The 20,237-nt window shown below is 72.1% G+C and carries 17 protein-coding genes; 10 read left to right on the forward strand and 7 right to left on the reverse strand.

What is annotated here, in order from left to right; translation table 11 throughout:
* Positions 1–261: 261 nt before the first annotated feature.
* On the forward strand, positions 262–1,050 hold the full coding sequence (locus ACWDYF_RS23200; RefSeq protein ID WP_381742556.1) for a hypothetical protein: 789 nt from the start codon (positions 262–264) through the stop codon (positions 1,048–1,050).
* A 58-nt stretch (positions 1,051–1,108) separates the two neighbouring features.
* Here ACWDYF_RS23200 and ACWDYF_RS23205 read toward each other — a convergent pair whose 3' ends face one another.
* A complete protein-coding gene (locus ACWDYF_RS23205; RefSeq protein ID WP_381742554.1) occupies positions 1,109–1,612 on the reverse strand; it encodes a MarR family winged helix-turn-helix transcriptional regulator in 504 nt (167 codons plus the stop codon).
* Positions 1,613–1,893: 281 nt separating this feature from the next.
* On the opposite strand from ACWDYF_RS23205, the gene ACWDYF_RS23210 reads away from it, so the two are divergent.
* Positions 1,894–2,742, forward strand: coding sequence for a lysozyme (locus tag ACWDYF_RS23210; RefSeq protein ID WP_381742552.1), 849 nt, complete (start codon positions 1,894–1,896; stop codon positions 2,740–2,742).
* 85 nt (positions 2,743–2,827) lie between these two features.
* Here ACWDYF_RS23210 and lon read toward each other — a convergent pair whose 3' ends face one another.
* Positions 2,828–5,257 carry an endopeptidase La gene (lon, locus tag ACWDYF_RS23215; RefSeq protein ID WP_389466420.1) on the reverse strand — a complete coding sequence of 810 codons (2,430 nt, stop codon included), beginning with the start codon at positions 5,255–5,257 and terminating at the stop codon, positions 2,828–2,830.
* Between the two features lie 238 nt (positions 5,258–5,495).
* On the opposite strand from lon, the gene ACWDYF_RS23220 reads away from it, so the two are divergent.
* On the forward strand, positions 5,496–5,921 hold the full coding sequence (locus ACWDYF_RS23220) for a DUF4259 domain-containing protein (protein WP_389466417.1): 426 nt from the start codon (positions 5,496–5,498) through the stop codon (positions 5,919–5,921).
* 153 nt (positions 5,922–6,074) lie between these two features.
* Here the strand turns inward: ACWDYF_RS23220 and ACWDYF_RS23225 are convergent, their stop codons facing one another.
* Entirely contained in the window at positions 6,075–6,872 is a 798-nt protein-coding gene (locus ACWDYF_RS23225) for a rhomboid-like protein (protein WP_389466415.1), read from the reverse strand.
* Between the two features lie 220 nt (positions 6,873–7,092).
* Between ACWDYF_RS23225 and ACWDYF_RS23230 the strand changes: the two genes are divergently transcribed.
* The 7 genes from ACWDYF_RS23230 (at position 7,093) to ACWDYF_RS23260 (ending at position 16,525) form a co-directional block, all read left to right on the forward strand.
* Entirely contained in the window at positions 7,093–7,770 is a 678-nt protein-coding gene (locus tag ACWDYF_RS23230; protein WP_389466413.1) for a spermidine synthase family protein, read from the forward strand.
* A gap of 124 nt (positions 7,771–7,894) precedes the next feature.
* Positions 7,895–8,632 carry a response regulator transcription factor gene (locus tag ACWDYF_RS23235; protein WP_018571403.1) on the forward strand — a complete coding sequence of 246 codons (738 nt, stop codon included), beginning with the start codon at positions 7,895–7,897 and terminating at the stop codon, positions 8,630–8,632.
* A complete protein-coding gene (locus ACWDYF_RS23240) occupies positions 8,629–9,747 on the forward strand; it encodes a sensor histidine kinase (protein ID WP_381742544.1) in 1,119 nt (372 codons plus the stop codon). Before ACWDYF_RS23235 ends, ACWDYF_RS23240 begins: the two co-directional genes overlap by 4 nt.
* Positions 9,748–10,028: 281 nt before the next feature.
* On the forward strand, positions 10,029–13,859 hold the full coding sequence (locus tag ACWDYF_RS23245) for a multifunctional oxoglutarate decarboxylase/oxoglutarate dehydrogenase thiamine pyrophosphate-binding subunit/dihydrolipoyllysine-residue succinyltransferase subunit (protein ID WP_389466408.1): 3,831 nt from the start codon (positions 10,029–10,031) through the stop codon (positions 13,857–13,859).
* A gap of 146 nt (positions 13,860–14,005) precedes the next feature.
* Positions 14,006–14,188, forward strand: coding sequence for a DUF6104 family protein (locus ACWDYF_RS23250; RefSeq protein WP_018571400.1), 183 nt, complete (start codon positions 14,006–14,008; stop codon positions 14,186–14,188).
* A 362-nt stretch (positions 14,189–14,550) separates the two neighbouring features.
* On the forward strand, positions 14,551–15,480 hold the full coding sequence (locus ACWDYF_RS23255; RefSeq protein ID WP_389466404.1) for a DUF4097 family beta strand repeat-containing protein: 930 nt from the start codon (positions 14,551–14,553) through the stop codon (positions 15,478–15,480).
* A 1-nt stretch (position 15,481) separates the two neighbouring features.
* The gene (locus ACWDYF_RS23260; RefSeq protein WP_389466402.1) at positions 15,482–16,525 is read left to right on the forward strand and encodes a PadR family transcriptional regulator; all 1,044 of its coding nucleotides are present in this window, start codon (positions 15,482–15,484) and stop codon (positions 16,523–16,525) included.
* Positions 16,526–16,603: 78 nt separating this feature from the next.
* On the opposite strand, the gene ACWDYF_RS23265 is transcribed toward ACWDYF_RS23260, so the two are convergent.
* From ACWDYF_RS23265 to ACWDYF_RS23280, 4 genes are all read right to left on the reverse strand, one after another.
* A complete protein-coding gene (locus tag ACWDYF_RS23265; protein ID WP_389466399.1) occupies positions 16,604–17,182 on the reverse strand; it encodes a Clp protease N-terminal domain-containing protein in 579 nt (192 codons plus the stop codon).
* Complete coding sequence (locus tag ACWDYF_RS23270; RefSeq protein ID WP_064535241.1) at positions 17,182–17,391, reverse strand: helix-turn-helix domain-containing protein; 210 nt, start codon at positions 17,389–17,391, stop codon at positions 17,182–17,184. The genes ACWDYF_RS23265 and ACWDYF_RS23270 overlap by 1 nt, the downstream gene beginning before the upstream one ends.
* 135 nt (positions 17,392–17,526) lie before the next feature.
* On the reverse strand, positions 17,527–18,492 hold the full coding sequence (locus tag ACWDYF_RS23275) for a zinc-binding dehydrogenase (RefSeq protein WP_018571395.1): 966 nt from the start codon (positions 18,490–18,492) through the stop codon (positions 17,527–17,529).
* 190 nt (positions 18,493–18,682) lie between these two features.
* Complete coding sequence (locus tag ACWDYF_RS23280) at positions 18,683–19,906, reverse strand: NAD(P)-dependent malic enzyme (protein ID WP_064535239.1); 1,224 nt, start codon at positions 19,904–19,906, stop codon at positions 18,683–18,685.
* Positions 19,907–20,237 lie beyond the last annotated feature (331 nt).

Raw genomic sequence — 20,237 nt, forward strand, 5'->3', positions numbered from 1 at the left:
GTCCCGCATCGTCCGACCGGCCACCCGAAGGAGTGAACATCGGAGGGGAGTTGGCGGGCAAGTTCCTCCGGCGCGTGCCCGGGGCTCGTACGGCGGGCCGGTTGGACGTCGGCGGCAGGCTTTGGCAGTATTCGCCGCCACGTCTTCCCGGAGCCCGCCAATTCATGCCAAATCAGGCGCCTGACGGGCGTCCTCGCGTCAATTCCAAGGTCGATAGCACCCTTTGATGGACCATGTGAAGGGCTGGTGCAGACTGGCCGGATGCGAACTGAGGTTGTTTCGGAGCCCGGCCACCCGGATCGTGCGAACGAGGACTTCGCCGCCGTCGGACTGCCCGCCTGCGGGCAGGGCGGCGCCGTGGTGGTCCTCGACGGGGTGACGCCGCCCGCGACGGAGACAGGCTGTCTGCATTCCGTCCCCTGGTTCACCGCCCGGCTCGGCGGGGCGCTGACCGAACTGACCGTTTCGCGCCCCGATCTGACGCTGCGGGAGATGCTCGCGCGGACGATCGGCGGCACCGCGGAGGAGCACGCGGACACCTGTGACCTTTCTCACCCGCGCACGCCGCAGGCAACCGTGGTGCTCGCACGCTGGTCCGCCCTGTCGCTCGACTATCTGGTCCTGTCGGACTCGGCGCTGCTGCTGGAGTCGCCCGGCGGCCTGGTCACCCCGGTCCTGGACGACCGGCTGGACCGGCTGCCGCGCGCCGCGCGCGCGACGGAGGCGCTGGTCGACAGCACCCTGCGCAACAAGGAGGGCGGCTTCTTCACGGCGGCCGCGGACCCCTCGGTCGCGGAGCGCGCGGTGACCGGCAGCGTGCCCGTCGAGGAGGTGCGCGCGCTGGCCGCGCTGACCGACGGGGCGACGCGCTGGGTGGAGAAGTTCCACGAGGGCGACTGGGCGCAGTGCTTCGGGCTGCTGCGCAAGGAGGGCGCGGGCGCGCTGGTGGACCGGGTGCGGGAACTGGAGCGCGCCGACCGTGAGGAGCGCCGGTACCTCGGGCGGAGCAAGACGCACGACGACGCGACGGCGGTGTTCGTCCGGCTGTGAGCGGGGCGGGGCGGTCGCCGTCCGCAGGCGCGGCGCGCCTCGGGCTCGCGCCCCGCCGTCACCGCTCGTGCTTCTCCATGACGCCGTTCAGCTCGTGCAGCAGCCGGGCCAGTTCGGCGACCTCGCCGCGGTCCCAGTGGTCGAGCTGGCGGACGTAGCGGGCCCGGCGGGCCTCGCGCACCTGGCCGACCCGGCGGCGCCCGTCGGCGGTGAGGGCCACCAGCCAGGCCCGGCCGTCGGCGGGGTCCGGTTCGCGGGCGACGAGGCCCAGTTCCTCCAGGGCGCGCAACTGGCGGGACATGGTGGCCTTGCCGACGCCGATGTAGGCGGCGAGGGCGGTGGCGCGCTGGCTGCCGCACTCGTCCAGCCGCGCCAGCAGTCCGTACGCCGAGGACTCCAGGCCCGGGTGCACCTCGCGGGCCATCTCCGCCTGGCTGGCGCGGGCGCGTCGCAGCAGGACGGTCATCTCCCGTTCCAGGGAAAGAAACTCCCGGTCCACACCACCGCGCGACGCTGTGTCCGCCATCGTCCCGCGGCCCTCGCCCCTTGCGTCTTCGTGCACGTCAGCCCCTGCCCTGGAGTGTTGCCGGTCCTGAAAGTTACCGCCGGGCGCCGCCATCGCCGCAGCTTGGTCAGTATTTCGCAGGCGTAGACCAACGGCAGCCTCCGGCCCCTCTTCCCACCGACGGTCCACGCGCGTAGCTTCTGCATCAGGCAGTCAATGGCATGCCCACGCCATGGTCGTTCCCGGCGGGTCTCCCCAGGCCCGCGCCCCCCTCGTGCGACCGTGGGCCATGCCCGCGTTTCCCCCCACCGAGCACCACCGAACTTCGGAGGCACGTCATGCCCGTGCACAGATCCGGAACGGCCCGCAAGCGGCGGCTGACCGCCGCGGGAGTCCTGCTCGCGGCGTTCTCCTTCTTCCTCGCCACGCCCTCCTCCGCCGACACCGACGCAGGTGCCGACGCCGGTGCCGCCGCCCCGCCCGCCCGCGGCTCCGCCTACATGGGCATCGGCGTCGCGGCCCACGACGGCCGCAGCGGCACCCCCACCTCCGCTGACGTCACCCAGACCGAGGGCGTCGACGTCAGCGGCTACCAGGGCAACGTCGCCTGGTCCACCCTGTGGAACAGCGGCGTCCGCTGGGCCTACACCAAGGCGACCGAGGGGACGTACTACACGAACCCCTCCTTCACCCAGCAGTACAACGGCTCCTACAACGTGGGCATGATCCGCGGCTCGTACCACTTCGCGACCCCGGACACCACCAGCGGCGCCGCCCAGGCCAACTACTTCGTCGACCACGGCGGCGGCTGGTCCAAGGACGGCAAGACCCTGCCGGGCTCCCTCGACATCGAGTGGAACCCCTACGGCGCCGCCTGCTACGGCAAGTCCGCGAGCGCGATGGTCAGCTGGATCGCCGACTTCCTCAACACCTACAAGGCGCGCACCGGCCGGGACGCCGTGATCTACACGGCCACCTCCTGGTGGACCCAGTGCACCGGGAACTACGGCGGTTTCGCCGCCAACAACCCGCTGTGGATCGCGCGGTACGCCTCGACCGTGGGGACGCTGCCGGCGGGCTGGGGCTTCTACACGATGTGGCAGTACACCTCGTCCGGCCCGACGGTGGGCGACCACGACAAGTTCAACGGCGCGCTGGACCGGGTGAAGGCCCTGGCCAACGGCTGATCCGTACGCGTACGCGGGCGCGTACGGCGAAGGCCCGGTCCTCCGAGGAGAACCGGGCCTTCCCCCTTTCATCCGGCGGCGTCCGTCACGCCGCCGCCGGAACCTTCTCCTCCGCACCGCTCACCGCGGGCGCCAGGGCCAGTTCCAGCACCTGGCGGACATCGGTGACGGCGTGCACATCGAGCTTGTCCAGCACCTCCGCCGGGACGTCGTCCAGGTCGGGCTCGTTGCGCTTGGGGATGATCACGGTGGTCACGCCCGCCCGGTGCGCGGCGAGCAGCTTCTGCTTCACCCCGCCGATGGGCAGCACCCGTCCGGTCAGCGACACCTCGCCGGTCATCGCCACGTCGGTGCGCACCAGGCGGCCCGACAGCAGCGAGGCCAGCGCCGTCGTCATCGTGACACCGGCGCTCGGGCCGTCCTTGGGGACCGCGCCCGCCGGGAAGTGGATGTGCGCGCCCCGGTCCTTGAGATCGCCCACCGGCAGCTCCAGCTCGGCGCCGTGGCTGCGCAGGAAGCTCAGCGCGATCTGCGCGGACTCCTTCATGACGTCACCGAGCTGACCGGTCAGCGTCAGGCCCGCTGCGCCCGTCTCGGGGTCGGCGAGGGACGCCTCGACGTAGAGCACGTCGCCACCGGCGCCGGTGACCGCGAGGCCGGTCGCCACGCCCGGCACGGCCGTACGGCGCTCGGCCGGGTCCTGGGCGGACTCCGGTACGTGGTGCGGGCGCCCGATCAGGGCGCGCAGGGAGTCGGCGGTGACGGTGAACGGCAGTTCCCGCTCGCCCAGTTCGTGCTGGGCGGCGATCTTGCGCAGCAGCCGCGCCACCGAGCGCTCCAGGGTGCGCACGCCCGCCTCGCGGGTGTACTCGCCCGCCAGCCTGCGCAGCGCGCCCTCCTCGATGGTGACCTCGTCGGCGCCGAGACCGGCCCGCTCCAGCTGGCGCGGGAGCAGGTGGTCGCGGGCGATGACGACCTTCTCGTCCTCGGTGTAGCCGTCCAGGCGCACGATCTCCATCCGGTCGGCCAGCGCCTCCGGGATCGCCTCCAGGACGTTGGCCGTGGCCAGGAAGACCACGTCCGACAGGTCCAGCTCGACCTCCAGGTAGTGGTCCCGGAAGGTGTGGTTCTGCGCCGGGTCCAGGACCTCCAGCAGGGCCGCCGCCGGGTCGCCGCGGTAGTCGGAGCCGACCTTGTCGATCTCGTCGAGCAGGACCACCGGGTTCATCGAACCGGCCTCCTTGACGGCCCGCACGATCCGGCCGGGCAGCGCGCCTACGTAGGTGCGGCGGTGGCCGCGGATCTCCGCCTCGTCGCGGACGCCGCCGAGGGCGACACGGACGAACTTGCGCCCCATCGCGTGCGCCACGGATTCGCCCAGGCTGGTCTTGCCGACGCCGGGCGGGCCGACGAGCGCGAGCACGGCACCGCCGCGCCGCCCGCCGATCACGCCGAGGCCGCGGTCGTCGCGCCGCTTGCGCACCGCCAGGTACTCGGTGATGCGCTCCTTCACGTCCTTCAGGCCCGCGTGCTCGGCGTCCAGGACGTCCTTGGCGCCCTGGATGTCGTAGGCGTCCTCGGTCCGCTCGTTCCACGGCATCTCCAGGACCGTGTCGAGCCAGGTGCGGATCCAGGAGCCCTCGGGCGACTGGTCGGAGGCGCGCTCCAGCTTGTCGACCTCCTTGAGCGCCGCCTCGCGCACCTTCTCGGGCAGGTCGGCGGCCTCGACGCGGGCCCGGTAGTCGTCGGACTCCTCGCCCTCGCCGCCGCTCTCGCCGTTCAGCTCGCGCAGCTCCTTGCGGACGGCTTCGAGCTGACGGCGCAGCAGAAACTCGCGCTGCTGCTTGTCGACGCCCTCCTGGACGTCCTTGGCGATGGTCTCGGCGACGTCCTGCTCGGCGAGGTGGTCGCGCAGCTGCCGGGTGGCGAGCCGCAGCCGGGCCACCGGCTCGGCGGTCTCCAGCAGTTCGATCTTCTGTTCGGTGGTGAGGAACGGCGAGTAGCCGGAGTTGTCGGCGAGCGCGGAGACGTCGTCGATGGCCTGGACCCGGTCGACGACCTGCCAGGCGCCGCGCTTGCGCAGCCAGGCGGTGGCGAGGGCCTTGTACTCCTTCACCAGCTCCGCGGCCTGGCCGGGCAGCGGCTCCGGAACGGTCTCGTCGATCCGGGTGCCCTCGACCCACAGCGCGGCGCCCGGCCCGGTGGTCCCGGCGCCGATGCTCACCCGGCCCCGGCCGCGGATCAGCGCGCCCGGGTCGCCGTCGGCCAGCCGTCCGACCTGCTCGACGGTGCCCAGCACACCGGTCTTGGCGTACGTCCCCTCGATGCGCGGCACCAGCAGCACCCTGGGCTTGCCCGGCTCGGACCGGGCGGCGGCCTGCGCGGCCTCCACCGCGGCCCGTACCTCGGCATCACTCAGGTCCAGCGGAACCACCATGCCGGGCAGCACGACCTCGTCATCGAGCGGCAGCACAGGCAGAGTGAGCGGTGTGAACGCCGTGGACTCAGCAGCCATGATCTCCCCTTCGGCAGTCAAGTTGAGCTATGCCGACTCAATGCTTGGGGGCGGGCGATTGTTCCCCGGTGCCTGTTCGCCGTCAGCGATCAGTCAGCGATCACGGGGAGCGGGATATTCCGCGGGGCGCGGCGCGGGGCGGTGCGCGGGCGCCGGACCAGGGAGATCCCGCGCGGCGGGCCCGATGTCAGTGGCACCTGTCACGCTCCCTGGACATCACCACAGCCGGGAGAGACACATGGGCACCTGGGACATCGGACCCTTCGACAACGACACCGCGGCGGACTGGACCGGCGCCCTGGACGACGCCTCCGCCGACGCGCGGCGGGACCTGGTCCTCGCCGCGCTGACCCGCGCGGCCGACACGACCGGCTTCCTCGACTCGGAGATCGGCGAGGAGGCCGTCGCGGCGGCGGCCCTGGTCGCCGCCCAGTGCCCCGGCGGCGACCCCGTGGACTCCGCCTACGGCCCCCGGCAGCCCGTCCCCGACCTCACCGGCCTGCGCACCCCCGCCCTGCGCGCCCTCGACCGCGTCCTCACCGAGGAGTCCGAACTCCTCGAACTGTGGGCGGAGTCGGACAGCGCCTCCTGGAAGGCGGCCATGGACCGGCTCCGCGCCGCCCTCACGCCCCGCCCGGCGGCGGACCGGCCCACTCCCGGCTGACCCACCACGGGAGAGCCGATGACCCCGCGCTCGCTCACGGGCCGGCCCGCCTTCCAGGAGTGCCGCGCCCCTGTGATCAGCTCTCCCGCCGACCCTCGGCGTCCTCGGCCGCGGCCGAGGAGAAGGCTCGGCCCCGGGCGGCGGCGCGGGCCGTCAGTGCCAGAGCCCCGGGCCGCGCCGCAACACCGGCCAGCAGCCCACCCCCACCGCCAGCGCGATGAGGTGGCCGCAGGAGGTCATCGGGTCGGTGAAGGACGCCAGGTCGTCCAGCAGCATCCCGGCGAACACCGTCAGCGCGGGCCAGCGCAGCCAGGGGCGCAGCAGGCCGCAGAGCGCGCCGACGCTGGCGGCGACACCGAAGCTGATCCCGTAGTCCAGGCGGTGCAGCGACCCGGCCGGGAGCCGCCCGGCCAGCACCGCGAGCCCGACCGGCACCTCGGTGGCCAGGGTGGCGACCACATGCCCGAGCAGGAACACCCCGGCGGTGCGCCGCGCGCCGGTCCTGAGCTCCAGCGCGGTGAGCACCAGCAGGAAGCACAGGGAGTACGCCGACACGACCCCGCCCGCGATCCACAGCGCGCTCCCGGCCAGCACCCGCACCGGGTCCCGCACGAGGTGCGCGACGTCCGTGCTGGAACTGCGGTACAGCGCGTCCACCACGGAGGCGGGGGCGTACTCGGTGACGAGCGAGGTGAGGACCAGTACGAGCGCGTACCAGAACGTGAAGGGCGTACGGCGGGGGCCGGGCAGGACCCGGCGGAGCCGGTCGCCGCACCGCACACCCTGGGCAGCGGCGGCGGCGCCGGGGCCCACGAGCAGCGGCGGGGCCGTCGGCGCGTCCGCGGGTGCCGCCTCCGGCCGGGGCCGTTGCCGCGGCACGCCCTCCAGGGGACGCGGCGCGCCGTCCGGGCGGGGCGGGGCCGCGGCCCCGGGGTCCGCAGTCCGTTCCACGGTGGCGCTCCTTCCGTCGTGCCCCCAACCCTTCGCGTCCCGGGAGCGGCTGTCCATGACCGGCGCCACCGGGCAGCCGATTCACAGCAACCTATTAACTTCCTCCTGTGCACGGTTCTGTTCCCGGCCGGTGCGCGAACGGCCCGTCCTCGTACGGTGTTCGATCCGTGTCACCCGTAATCCAGGTGGCGGCAAGCCCCTGTTCGGGCAGGATGACCTCATGAACGCCTCGTACGAGACTCCCGTGGTGCTGGACCGCCGCGAGGGGCCCCACGGAGAGGTCGTGCTGCGCCGGCACGGCGAGTTGCTTCAGATCATCGCCAACGGCTGCTTCCTGATGGACACCTCCGACGGCCGTTCCGAACGGCTGCTCGTGGACGCCGCCCTCGCCGCGCTGGACGGCCGCCCGGCACCGCGCGTGCTGATCGGCGGGCTGGGCGTCGGCTTCTCACTCGCGCACGCCGCGGCCGAGCCGCGCTGGGGCCGGATCACGGTCGTCGAGCGGGAGTCGGCGATCGTCGGCTGGCACCGCGAGGGGCCGCTCGCAGCGCTCACCGCGCGGGCCCTCGCCGACGAACGCACCGAGATCGTGGAGACGGATCTCGTCCCCTACGTCAATGAGACTTCCGCCACGTTCGACGCGCTCTGCCTGGACATCGACAACGGCCCCGGCTGGACCGTCACCGAGGGCAACGGCGAGCTGTACGCACCGTCCGGACTGGCAAGCTGCGCACGGGTGTTGAGACCCGGCGGCGTCCTCGCGGTGTGGTCGGCGAAGCCCTCTCCGGAATTTGAAGGAACCTTGTGGAATGTCGGGTTCCAGCAGGTGCGCACCGAAGAGATCCCGGTTGCCCGGGGCGTACCGGACGTCGTGCACCTCGCCGTCCGGGCTGGATAGCAAAGGCACCGTGACTCCCCGTACGCTGCTTCCCTGACGCCGATCATTCAAGCGTCGATCGCGACCACGCGCAGTCATGGAATCACCCCACATGATTCCGGAAAGCACACCTCAGGGGCGGGCGATGGAGCAGACACACACCGCGCAGGGCGGCACGACGGCCGGGCCGGGAGCCCAGCGCCGGGTCCTGGTGGTCGAGGACGACCAGACCATCATGGACGCCATCGCCACCCGTCTGCGCGCCGAGGGTTTCCTGGTGCAGACCGCGGGCGACGGGCCGAGCGCGGTCGACACCGCCGAGGCATGGCAGCCCGACCTGCTGATCCTCGACATCATGCTGCCCGGCTTCGACGGCCTGGAGGTCTGCCGCCGGGTGCAGGCCCAGCGGCCGGTGCCGGTGCTGATGCTCACCGCGCGCGACGACGAGACCGACATGCTGGTCGGGCTCGGGGTCGGCGCCGACGACTACATGACCAAGCCGTTCTCGATGCGGGAGCTGGCCGCCCGCGTGCACGTCCTGCTGCGCCGGGTGGAGCGGGCGGCGCTGGCCGCGGCGACCCCGCGCAGCGGCATCCTGCGCCTGGGCGAGCTGGAGATCGACCACGCACAGCGCAGGGTCCGGGTGCGCAGCGAGGACGTCCACCTCACGCCGACCGAGTTCGACCTGCTGGTGTGCCTGGCCAACACCCCGCGCGCGGTGCTCTCCCGCGAGCAGCTGCTGGCGGAGGTGTGGGACTGGGCGGACGCCTCGGGCACCCGGACCGTCGACAGCCACATCAAGGCGCTGCGCCGGAAGATCGGCGCCGAGCGGATCCGTACCGTGCACGGCGTGGGCTACGCGCTGGAGACGCCCACCCCATGAGCGACGGGCCGGCGGCGCACGGGGACCAGCGGGACCCCTGGGGCGGTGGCGGGCGGGTCCGCCACCCCTTCTCGGTCAAGACCAAGCTGGGCGCGCTGGTCGTCATCGCGGTGCTGATCACCACCGGCCTGTCGATGATCGCGGTGCACACCAAGACCGAGCTGCGCTTCATCATGGTCTTCTCCATGATCGCCACGCTGCTGATCACCCAGTTCGTGGCGCACTCGCTGACCGCCCCGCTGGACGAGATGAACGCGGTGGCCCGGTCCATCTCGCACGGCGACTACACGCGCCGGGTGCGCGAGAACCGCCGCGACGAGCTGGGCGACCTGGCGCAGACGATCAACCGCATGGCGGACGAGCTGGCCGCCCAGGACCGCCAGCGCAAGGAGCTGGTGGCGAATGTCTCGCACGAGCTGCGCACGCCGATCGCGGGCCTGCGCGCGGTGCTGGAGAACATCGTCGACGGGGTCACCGAGGCCGACGCGGAGACCATGCGCACGGCCCTGAAGCAGACCGAGCGGCTGGGCCGCCTGGTGGAGACCCTGCTGGACCTGTCCCGCCTGGACAACGGCGTGGTGCCGCTGAAGAAGCGGCGCTTCGAGGTGTGGCCGTATCTGTCGGGCGTGCTGAAGGAGGCCAACATGGTGGCCTCCGCGCGCGCGGGCATGGCCTCCGGCTCGGGCAGCCACACCCGCACCGACGTCCATCTGCGGCTCGACGTGTCCCCGCTGGACCTGACCGCGCACGCGGACCCGGAGCGGATCCACCAGGTGGTCGCCAACCTGATCGACAACGCGGTCAAGCACAGCCCGCCGCACGGCCGGGTGACGGTCAAGGCGCGGCGCGGGGCGCAGCCCCAGTCGCTGGACCTGGAGGTCATCGACGAGGGGCCGGGCATCCCCCGCTCCGAGTGGCACCGCGTCTTCGAGCGTTTCAACCGGGGCGCGGTGAGCCGGCCGCACGGCCCGGGGAGCGACGGCGGGACCGGGCTCGGCCTGGCGATCGCCCGCTGGGCGGTGGATCTGCACGGCGGCCGGATCGGGGTGGCCGAATCCGAGCGCGGTTGCCGGATCCGCATCACTCTTCCCGGGCTTCCCTCTCTGCCAAGTTGACGTAAAGTCGGAGCCGGAACCCCAAGATCCACGAGCATCCGCCCAGCCGGACACGTGTGATCAGGCAGGGGCCTGCCTCCGCGCCGGGTCAGGCCCGGATGGCCCCTTGCCCACGACAGGCGAACCACGCTTGTTTCCCGCCATTTCAAGCCCCGAAACACAGCTTTCGATGTGACTTACGCGACGATGAACCGGCTCGACCTGACCTTCACGGTCTTGGAGGCGTAGCCTTTATTCCCGCTGTCCATCACCTTGTGAAGCGGAAGAGGGCGGTTGCCGCCGTGTCGCCACAGTCCCCCAGTAACTCGAGCATCTCCACCGAGACCGACCAAGCCGGGAAGAACCCCGCGGCCGCTTTCGGTGCCAACGAGTGGCTCGTCGACGAGATCTATCAGCAGTACCTCCAGGACCCGAACTCGGTAGACCGTGCCTGGTGGGACTTCTTCGCCGATTACAAGCCGGGAGCCGCCGCCGCTGCCTCCACGGCTCCGGCGGGTACCGCGGCCGCGGGGGCCGCGGGCACCACCACGGCGCCCCCGGCGGCGCCCGCCGCCCCGGCGGCCCCGGCACAGCCCGCGCAGGCCCCGGCCGCGCCCGCCGCCGCACAGCCCGCCGCTCCGGCGCGGCCCGCCCCGGCCCCCGCCCCGGCGAAGCCCGCCGCGCAGGCCCCGGCCCCCGCGAAGGCCGCCCCGGCCGCCGCGAAGCCGGCGCCCGCCAAGGCGGAGCCCGCCGCCGAGGCACCGGCCGGTCCCGAGTTCGTGACGCTGCGCGGCCCCTCCGCCGCGGTCGCCAAGAACATGAACGCCTCCCTGGAGCTGCCCACGGCCACGTCCGTGCGCGCCGTCCCGGTGAAGCTGCTGTTCGACAACCGCATCGTCATCAACAACCACCTCAAGCGGGCCCGCGGCGGGAAGATCTCCTTCACGCACCTCATCGGCTACGCGATGGTCCAGGCCATCAAGGCCATGCCCTCGATGAACAACTCGTTCGCCGAGAAGGACGGCAAGCCGACCCTGGTCAAGCCGGACCACATCAACCTCGGTCTCGCCATCGACCTGGTCAAGCCCAACGGCGACCGCCAGCTCGTCGTCGCGGCGATCAAGAAGGCCGAGACGCTGAACTTCTTCGAGTTCTGGCAGGCCTACGAGGACATCGTCCGCCGCGCCCGCGACGGCAAGCTGACGATGGACGACTTCACCGGCGTCACCGTCTCCCTCACCAACCCCGGCGGCCTCGGCACGGTCCACTCCGTGCCGCGTCTGATGCCCGGCCAGTCGGTGATCATGGGCGTCGGCTCCATGGACTACCCGGCGGAGTTCCAGGGCACCAGCCAGGACACCCTGAACAAGCTCGGCATCTCCAAGGTCATGACGCTCACGTCGACCTACGACCACCGGGTGATCCAGGGCGCCGCCTCCGGCGAGTTCCTGCGCGTCGTCGCCAACCTGCTGCTCGGCGAGAACGGCTTCTACGACGAGATCTTCGAGGCGCTGCGCATCCCCTACGAGCCGGTCCGCTGGCTCAAGGACATCGACGCCAGCCACGACGACGACGTCACCAAGGCCGCCCGCGTCTTCGAGCTGATCCACTCCTACCGGGTCCGCGGCCACGTCATGGCCGACACCGACCCGCTGGAGTACCAGCAGCGCAAGCACCCCGACCTGGACATCACCGAGCACGGGCTCACCCTGTGGGACCTGGAGCGCGAGTTCGCCGTCGGCGGCTTCGCCGGCAAGTCGATGATGAAGCTGCGCGACATCCTCGGCGTGCTGCGCGACTCGTACTGCCGCACGGTCGGCATCGAGTTCATGCACATCCAGGACCCCAAGCAGCGCAAGTGGATCCAGGACCGCGTGGAGCGCCCGCACTCCAAGCCGGAGCGCGAGGAGCAGCTGCGCATCCTGCGCCGGCTGAACGCCGCGGAGGCCTTCGAGACCTTCCTCCAGACGAAGTACGTCGGCCAGAAGCGCTTCTCCCTGGAGGGCGGCGAGTCCGTCATCCCGCTGCTCGACGCGGTCCTCGACTCGGCCGCCGAGTCGCGCCTGGACGAGGTCGTCATCGGCATGGCCCACCGCGGCCGGCTGAACGTGCTCGCCAACATCGTCGGCAAGTCGTACGCGCAGATCTTCCGCGAGTTCGAGGGCAACCTCGACCCGAAGTCGATGCACGGCTCCGGCGACGTGAAGTACCACCTGGGCGCCGGGGGCACCTTCACGGGCCTGGACGGCGAGCAGATCAAGGTCTCGCTGGCCGCGAACCCCTCCCACCTGGAGACGGTCGACCCGGTCATCGAGGGCATCTCCCGCGCCAAGCAGGACATCATCAACAAGGGCGGCACGGACTTCACCGTGCTGCCGGTGGCGATCCACGGCGACGCGGCCTTCGCGGGCCAGGGCGTGGTGGCCGAGACCCTGAACATGTCGCAGCTGCGCGGCTACCGCACCGGCGGCACGGTCCACATCGTCATCAACAACCAGGTCGGCTTCACCGCGGCGCCCGAGTCCTCGCGCTCCTCGATGTACGCCACCGACGTGGCCCGCATGATCGAGGCCCCGATCTTCCACGTCAACGGCGACGACCCCGAGGCCGTCGTGCGCGTGGCGCGGCTCGCCTTCGAGTTCCGCCAGGCGTTCAACAAGGACGTGGTGATCGACCTCATCTGCTACCGCCGCCGCGGTCACAACGAGTCGGACAACCCGGCCTTCACCCAGCCGCTGATGTACGACCTGATCGACAAGAAGCGCTCGGTGCGCAAGCTCTACACCGAGTCCCTGATCGGTCGCGGCGACATCACCCTGGAAGAGGCCGAGCAGGCGCTCCAGGACTACCAGGGGCAGCTGGAGAAGGTCTTCACCGAGGTCCGCGAGGCCACCTCGCAGCCGGCCGTCCCGCAGTCCCCGGACCCGCAGGCCGGCTTCCCGGTGCGGGTGAGCACCGCGATCTCCGCCGAGGTCGTCAAGCGGATCGCCGAGTCCCAGGTCAACATCCCCGACCACTTCACCGTCCACCCGCGCCTGCTGCCGCAGCTCCAGCGCAGGGCGGCGATGGTCGAGGACGGCACCATCGACTGGGGCATGGGCGAGACCCTGGCCATCGGCTCGCTGCTGCTGGAGGGCGTCCCGGTCCGGCTGTCCGGCCAGGACTCCCGCCGCGGCACCTTCGGCCAGCGCCACGCGGTGCTGATCGACCGCGAGACCGGCGAGGACTACACCCCGCTGCTGTACCTGGCCGACGAGCAGGCCCGCTACAACGTCTACGACTCGCTGCTCTCCGAGTACGCGGTCATGGGCTTCGAGTACGGCTACTCGCTGACCCGCCCGGACGCGCTGGTGATGTGGGAGGCCCAGTTCGGCGACTTCGCCAACGGCGCCCAGTCGGTCATCGACGAGTACATCTCGGCCGCCGAGCAGAAGTGGGGCCAGACCTCCGGCGTCACGCTGCTGCTGCCGCACGGCTACGAGGGCCAGGGCCCGGACCACTCCTCGGCCCGCATCGAGCGCTACCTCCAGCTGTGCGCGCAGAACAACATGACGGTCGCGATGCCGACCCTGCCGTCGAACTACTTCCACCTCCTGCGGTGGCAGGTGCACAACCCGCACCACAAGCCGCTGGTGGTCTTCACCCCGAAGTCGATGCTGCGTCTGAAGGCCGCCGCCTCGAAGACGGAGGAGTTCACGACGGGCGAGTTCCGCCCGGTCATCGGCGACGACTCGGTCGACCCGAGCGCCGTGAAGAAGGTCGTCTTCTGCGCGGGCAAGGTCTACTACGACCTCGACGCCGAGCGGAAGAAGCGCGGCGCGACGGACACCGCGATCATCCGCATCGAGCGCCTGTACCCGCTGCCGGGTGCCGAGCTCCAGGCGGAGATCAAGAAGTACCCGAACGCCGAGAAGTACCTGTGGACGCAGGAGGAGCCGGCGAACCAGGGTGCCTGGCCGTTCATCGCGCTCAACCTGATCGACCACCTGGACCTGGCGGTCGGCGCGGACGTGCCGCACAGCGAGCGGCTGCGCCGTATCTCGCGTCCGCACTCCTCCTCCCCGGCCGTGGGTTCCGCCAAGCGGCACCAGGCCGAGCAGGAGCAGCTGGTGCGCGAGGTGTTCGAGGCGTGAGCGTGTCCGCGGGGCTCCGCCGCCCCGCGGTTCGCGCCTCAGTGCCTGAGCGCCTGAGCGCCTGAGTGCCTGACCGGGCCGCATCCCCTCGCCGGGGGTGCGGCCCGGCCGTTTCCGCGGCCCCGCGGCGCCCTATCCTTGACCGCATGTACTTCACCGACCGTGGCATCGAAGAGCTGGAGAAGAGGCGGGGCGAGGAGGAGGTCACCTTCGAGTGGCTCGCCGAGCAGCTGCGGACCTTCGTCGACCTCAACCCGGACTTCGAGGTCCCGGTCGAGCGGCTGGCGACCTGGCTGGCGCGGCTGGACGACGACGAGGACGAGGAGTAGGCGCACAGCCGGCCCTGCCTCGCAGGCGCAGGCGCAGGCGCAGGCGCAGGCTTTCGAGCGGGGACCGGCTGCGGCCGGACCGCAAGGGCGCCCCTTCGGGGGCGCCTTCCGCGTTTCCGGGAGGCAGCCTGTCGCGTTTCGGGGAGGCGCCCTGTCGCGTTTCACGGTGTGTCTTGACTTTCCGTGTCCGCGATATATCGTGTCTAGGGAAGGACGCGATATGGCGTGTCGCGAGCCGCGCCGGTCATGTCCGCGCGTCAGTCACGTCAGTCACGTCAATCACGTCAGTCACACCGTCGTTTCGGTCCCGTCTCCGGTCCTGCCGTCCCGCGTGGTCCGGTCCGTCCCAGGAGGTCTGCACCATGTCCGAGTGGTCCGTGGGCGAGCCCACCAAGCTCACCTTCGACGAGCCCCCGACCGAGCTGCACGTCCGCATCGTCCACGGCACGGTCAACGTCGTGGGCACGGACGACGGTTCCGCCCGCCTGGAGGTGTCCCGGATCGAGGGACCGCCCCTGATCGTCACCCAGCGCGGCAACACCCTGACCGTGGCCTACGAGGACCTGCCCTGGAAGGGCTTCCTCAAGTGGCTCGACCGCAAGGGCTGGCAGCGCAGCGCCGAGATCTCCCTGGCCGTGCCGGCGAGCACCCGGGTCGAGGTCGGCGTGGTCGGCGCCGCCGCCATGGTCTCCGGCATCGACGGGCTCACCGAGGTGAAGGGCGTCACCGGCGACACCACGCTGGTCGGCGTCACCGGCCCGGTCCGCGCGGACACCGTCTCGGGGAACGTGGAGGCGCAGGCCCTCTCCGGTGACCTCCGCTTCAAGTCGGTCTCCGGCGACCTCACCCTGGTCGAGGGCTCCGGCTCCTCGGTCCGGGCGGACTCGGTGAGCGGGTCGATGATCGTCGACCTCGACCGGGTGGCCTCCCCGACCGACATCAGCCTGACCAGCGTCTCCGGTGAGATCGCGATTCGCCTCCCCCACCCGGCGGACGCGGAGGTGGAGGCCAACACCGCGAGCGGCGCGGTCTCCAACGCCTTCGAGGACCTGCGCGTCAGCGGCCAGTGGGGTGCCAAGCGGATCACCGGCACGCTGGGCACGGGCCGGGGCCGGCTGAAGGCGACCACCGTCTCCGGTTCCATCGCCCTGCTGCGCCGCCCGCCCGCCGAGGAGGGCGCCTGGGACCCCGAGCCCGGCGACGGCGGCACACCCGCCGGACCGCCCCCCGGCCCGACCGACGGACCGACCGACGGGCCGACCTCCGGCCCGACCGACAAGAAGGTGCTCTGACATGCCTCCCGTCTTCGCCCACGGCCGCCTTCGTCTGTATCTGCTCAAGCTCCTCGACGAGGCCCCCCGCCATGGATACGAGGTGATCCGCCTCCTGGAGGAGCGCTTCCAGGGGCTGTACGCGCCCTCGGCGGGCACCGTCTACCCCCGGCTGGCCAAGCTGGAGGCCGAGGGCCTGGTCACCCACACCACCGAGGGCGGCCGGAAGGTGTACGCGATCACCGACGCGGGCCGCGCCGAGCTGGCCGACCGCAGTGGCGAGCTGGCCGATCTGGAGCTGGAGATCCGCGAGTCGGTCGCCGAGCTGGCCGCCGAGATCCGGGCCGATGTGCGCGGTGCCGCGGGCGACCTGCGGCGCGAGATGCGCGCGGCGGCCTCCCAGGCCCGGCAGGGCTCGGGAGGCGGCGCGCGCGCCGCGGACTGCGACAGTGCGGCGGACGACAAGGAGTCCTGGCGCGCCGCCAAGGAGGAGATGCGCCGGGTCAAGCAGGAGTGGAAGGAGCAGGCACGGCGGGCCAAGGACGAGAGCCGCCGGGCGCGCGAGGAGGCGCAGCGGGCCAGGCGCCAGGCCAAGGAGGCCCAGGAGCGGGCGCGGGAGCAGGCGCAGGAGGAGTTCCAGCGCATCGCCCGCCGGGTCCAGGACCAGGTGCAGGACCACTTCGCGCGCGGTGACTGGCCGACCGGGGTGCGCGAGGGCCTGACCGAGCTGACCAAGGAGTTCGGCGACTTCGGCAAGGAGTTCGGCAAGGGGCTGGCCAAGGACTTCGGTTTCGGCGCCCCGGCCGGGGGCGGTCCGGCGCACCGCCCCGAGTACTCCGAGACCCCGAAGGAGTTCCCCGCCGTCTACGAGCCGTCCTGGGCGCACGACCACTCCACGGGCGATCCGGCCCGTGATCTGGACCGGCTCCTGGACCGCTTCCGCGACGACATCCGGGACGCGGCCCGCGACCACGGCGTCACCACCGACCAGGTCGACGCCGCCCGCCGCCATCTGTCGGCGGCCGCGGCGCACATCGGGGCGGTGCTGCGCGGCCCGAAGGTCTGAGACACCGGGCGCGGCCGTGCCGTGGAGGGCGGGCGCGGGCGCGGAGCGCCCGGCCCCGGCGGCGGGCGCGCGGCGCGGTCAGCCGGCCGCCCGCGCGCCGTCCTCCCCCTCGCCCTCGCCGTACAGCACCCGGGTCAGCGCCGTATAGGTCACGCCGTGGTCGGCGAGGACCTCGCAGGGCACTCCGGGGCGGACGGCCAGGGCGAGCAGGAGGTGCTCGTCACCGATGCGCCGGTCACGGCGGGCCACCGCCATGCGCAGCGCCTTCTCCAAGGCTCTCCTGGCGTCGCGGCCGAAGGGGCGGCGCCCCGGCCAGCCGCCCTTGTCCTCCCGGTCCCCCGACATGGCCCCGACGCCATGCGCCTCCTCCACCCTGGAGACGATCGCCGGGACGTCGATGCCGAGGCCGGCGAGGGCGTCGGTGTCGGCGCGGGAGAGACCGGCGCGCCGCCGGGCCTCGCCCAGTTCCCGGCGTACGTCCTCCTTGTGCGCGTCCAGTCCGAGCGCCGCGAGGGCGAAGGAGGCGCGGCTGCCCTCGCGGTCCAGCAGGGCGAGCAGCAGATGCTCGGCGTCCACGGACCGCGCGCCGCCGCTCTCGGCGTGTCCGACCGCCCCGCGCACGACGGCGCGGGCGTCCTCGGTGAACCGTTCGAACATCACTGCCTCCCGTACTTCTTGTGCACAGCCTGCCTGCTGACGCCGAGTTCGGCGGCGATCTCCTGCCACGACCAGCCCTGGTCGCGCGCGCCGCGCACCTGCACCGCCTCCAGCTGCTCCAGCAGCCGGCGCAGCGCGGCGACGGCCCGCAGACCGACCCGCGGGTCGCGGTCACCGGCGCGTTCGGCGAGATCCGTTGCTTCGGTCATGATGTCAACGTACGTTGACAGCCGTGCCGTGTCAACCACAGTTGACGGGAGGGGTCCGGGCACACGAACGGCGGGCCCGGAAACCGGACCCGCCGCCATGCCGCCCCCAGGGGCGGAAGGAACCACGGAAGGAACTCAGGAGGTGGTGAGCACGATCTTGCCGAACTGCCCGCCGGACTCCATCCGTTCGAAGCCCTCGCGGGCCCGCTCCAGCGGAAGCACCTCGTCGATGACGGGGCGCACGCCGGTGGTGGCGCAGAAGGAGAGCAGGTCCTCCAGCTCGTCCTTGGTGCCCATGGTCGAGCCGACCACCTTCAGCTCCAGGAAGAAGATGCGGGTCAGCTCGGCGTGCGAGGGGCGGTCGCCGCTGGTGGCACCGGAGATGACGAGAGTGCCGCCGGGCCGCAGCGACTTCACCGAGTGGGACCAGGTGGCCGCGCCGACGGTCTCGATCACCGCGTCCACCCGTTGCGGCAGCCGGGCGCCCGGCTCCAGCGCCTCCACGGCACCGAGCTCCAGCGCCCGCTTGCGCTTGCCCTCGTCACGGCTGGTCGCGAAGACCTTGAGCCCGGCCGCCCGGCCGAGCACGATCGCGGCCGTGGCGACCCCGCCGCCGGCGCCCTGCACCAGCACGGAGTCCCCGGGCCGCACCCCGGCGTTGGTGAAGAGCATCCGGTACGCGGTGAGCCAGGCCGTGGGCAGGCAGGCGGCCTCCTCGAAGGAGAGCCCCCTGGGCTTGGGCAGCAGGTTCCAGGTGGGCACGGAGACCTGTTCGGCGAAGGTGCCCGGGTAGCGCTCGGTCAGGATCGACCGGGGCTCGGCCGGACCGACGCCGTGCCCGCTCTGGCCGATCACGGAGTGCAGGACGACCTCGTTGCCGTCCGCGTCGACCCCGGCCGCGTCGCAGCCGAGGATCATGGGCAGCCTGTCCTCGGACAGGCCCACGCCCTTGAGCGACCAGAGGTCGTGATGGTTCAGGGAGGCGGCCCTGACGTCGACGGTGCTCCAGCCGGGGCGGGCCTCGGGGGCCGGGCGCTCCCCCGTCTCCAGACCGTTCAGCGGCCGGTCGCGGTCGATTCGGGCGGCGTAGACAGCGAACATGACCCTGACGATAGGGGCGGCCCGGACCCGGCGGAACCACGCGGCGCTGTGACACACGCCCTCTTGCCAACGGGCGCCGCCGGTCGGTGGACACCCGCGCGCGCGGGAACGCGAAGCGGCCCCGCCCGAGAGGGGCGGGGCCGCTCGCGGCACACCGGACCCGGCACCCGGGCCGGACCGCCTGCCCGGCTCAGCGCCGGGCCACGCCCTCCGCGCGCGCCGCCGCCGCGACGGCCGCCGTCACGGCCGGGGCGACCCGCTCGTCGAACGGCGAGGGGATCACGTAGTCCGCGGCGAGGTCGTCGCCGACGACCCCGGCGAGCGCCTCGGCCGCCGCGATCTTCATGCCCTCGGTGATCCGCGACGCCCGCACCTGGAGCGCACCGGCGAAGATGCCGGGGAACGCCAGGACGTTGTTGATCTGGTTGGGGAAGTCGGACCGCCCGGTGGCCACGACCGCCGCGTACTTGCTCGCGACGTCCGGGTGGACCTCCGGGTTCGGGTTGGCCATGGCGAAGACGAAGGCACCCTTCGCCATCGAGGCCACCGCGGTCTCGGGCACCGTGCCGCCGGAGACGCCGATGAAGACGTCGGCGCCGGACAGCGCGTCCTCCAGGGAGCCGCTGAGGCCCGCCTTGTTGGTGAACTCGGCCAGCTCCCGCTTGACCGGGGTGAGGTCCGCCCGGTCCGCCGAGACGATGCCCTTGCGGTCGGCCACCGCGACATCGCCGATGCCGGCCTCGACCAGCATCTTGGCGATGGCGACACCGGCCGCGCCCGCGCCCGAGATCACGGCGCGCAGCTCACCGATGCCCCGGCCGCTGAGCCGGGCCGCGTTGCGCAGCGCGGCCAGCGTGACGACCGCGGTGCCGTGCTGGTCGTCGTGGAAGACCGGGATGTCCAGGCGCTCCTGGAGCTTGCGCTCGATCTCGAAGCACCGGGGCGCCGAGATGTCCTCCAGGTTCACCCCGCCGAAGGAGGGCGCGAGGCGCGCCACGGTCTCGACGATCTCGTCGGCGTCGGTGCAGTCCAGGGCGATCGGCACCGCGTCCACGCCGCCGAACTGCTTGAACAGGATCGCCTTCCCCTCCATCACCGGAAGGGAGGCTTCGGGGCCGATGTCCCCGAGACCGAGCACGGCCGTGCCGTCGGTCACGACGGCGACCACGGACGATTTCCACGTGTAGTCGTGGACCAGTTCCGGCTGCTCGGCGATCGCGGTGCACACCCGCGCCACGCCGGGCGTGTAAGCCAGGGACAGGTCGTCCTTGTCACGGACGGGAACGGTGGCCTGCACGGCCATCTTCCCGCCCCGGTGCAGCGCGAAAGCCGGGTCGAAGGAATCCAGCGGCTCTGCCCCGCCGTCCTGATCCGTACTGCTGTCGCTGCGAGGATTGACGATCTCCGCTGCCACTTGGTTTTACCCCTTAATTGTTCATGGTTTGAGGGTGGCCACTCCTGGTGAGGGGTGGGCGGGACCGCGCACAGCCCGTGAGTGATGCGTGCGTGCCGTACGCGACGGGCGCGCCGCACACGCGCCCTGAGCCCCGGATGAGGGGTGTAAAGAACCTTCTTACCGGACGGATGGCGTCGGCGACGAGTCCATAACGCCAAGGTCACATGACGACGGCGTGACACGTGGCCCAATATGGGGACAAGTCCTCGCCGAACCCTTGACAAGACCTCGAATTCGCCCATAAGCCGTCCGCCGCCGAGGTGCCGGCCGGGCCGGGCAGGAGATTCTC

The sequence above is a fragment of the Streptomyces sp. NPDC003284 genome (assembly GCF_053589675.1).

Coding starts and splice junctions, on each gene's coding strand:
- ACWDYF_RS23200 (WP_381742556.1), top strand. CDS start 262: ATGCGAACTGAGGTTGTTTCGGAGCCCGGCCACCCGGATCGTGCGAAC.
- ACWDYF_RS23210 (WP_381742552.1), top strand. CDS start 1,894: ATGCCCGTGCACAGATCCGGAACGGCCCGCAAGCGGCGGCTGACCGCC.
- lon (WP_389466420.1), bottom strand. CDS start 5,257: ATGGCTGCTGAGTCCACGGCGTTCACACCGCTCACTCTGCCTGTGCTG.
- ACWDYF_RS23220 (WP_389466417.1), top strand. CDS start 5,496: ATGGGCACCTGGGACATCGGACCCTTCGACAACGACACCGCGGCGGAC.
- ACWDYF_RS23230 (WP_389466413.1), top strand. CDS start 7,093: ATGAACGCCTCGTACGAGACTCCCGTGGTGCTGGACCGCCGCGAGGGG.
- ACWDYF_RS23235 (WP_018571403.1), top strand. CDS start 7,895: ATGGAGCAGACACACACCGCGCAGGGCGGCACGACGGCCGGGCCGGGA.
- ACWDYF_RS23240 (WP_381742544.1), top strand. CDS start 8,629: ATGAGCGACGGGCCGGCGGCGCACGGGGACCAGCGGGACCCCTGGGGC.
- ACWDYF_RS23250 (WP_018571400.1), top strand. CDS start 14,006: ATGTACTTCACCGACCGTGGCATCGAAGAGCTGGAGAAGAGGCGGGGC.
- ACWDYF_RS23255 (WP_389466404.1), top strand. CDS start 14,551: ATGTCCGAGTGGTCCGTGGGCGAGCCCACCAAGCTCACCTTCGACGAG.
- ACWDYF_RS23260 (WP_389466402.1), top strand. CDS start 15,482: ATGCCTCCCGTCTTCGCCCACGGCCGCCTTCGTCTGTATCTGCTCAAG.
- ACWDYF_RS23265 (WP_389466399.1), bottom strand. CDS start 17,182: ATGTTCGAACGGTTCACCGAGGACGCCCGCGCCGTCGTGCGCGGGGCG.
- ACWDYF_RS23270 (WP_064535241.1), bottom strand. CDS start 17,391: ATGACCGAAGCAACGGATCTCGCCGAACGCGCCGGTGACCGCGACCCG.
- ACWDYF_RS23275 (WP_018571395.1), bottom strand. CDS start 18,492: ATGTTCGCTGTCTACGCCGCCCGAATCGACCGCGACCGGCCGCTGAAC.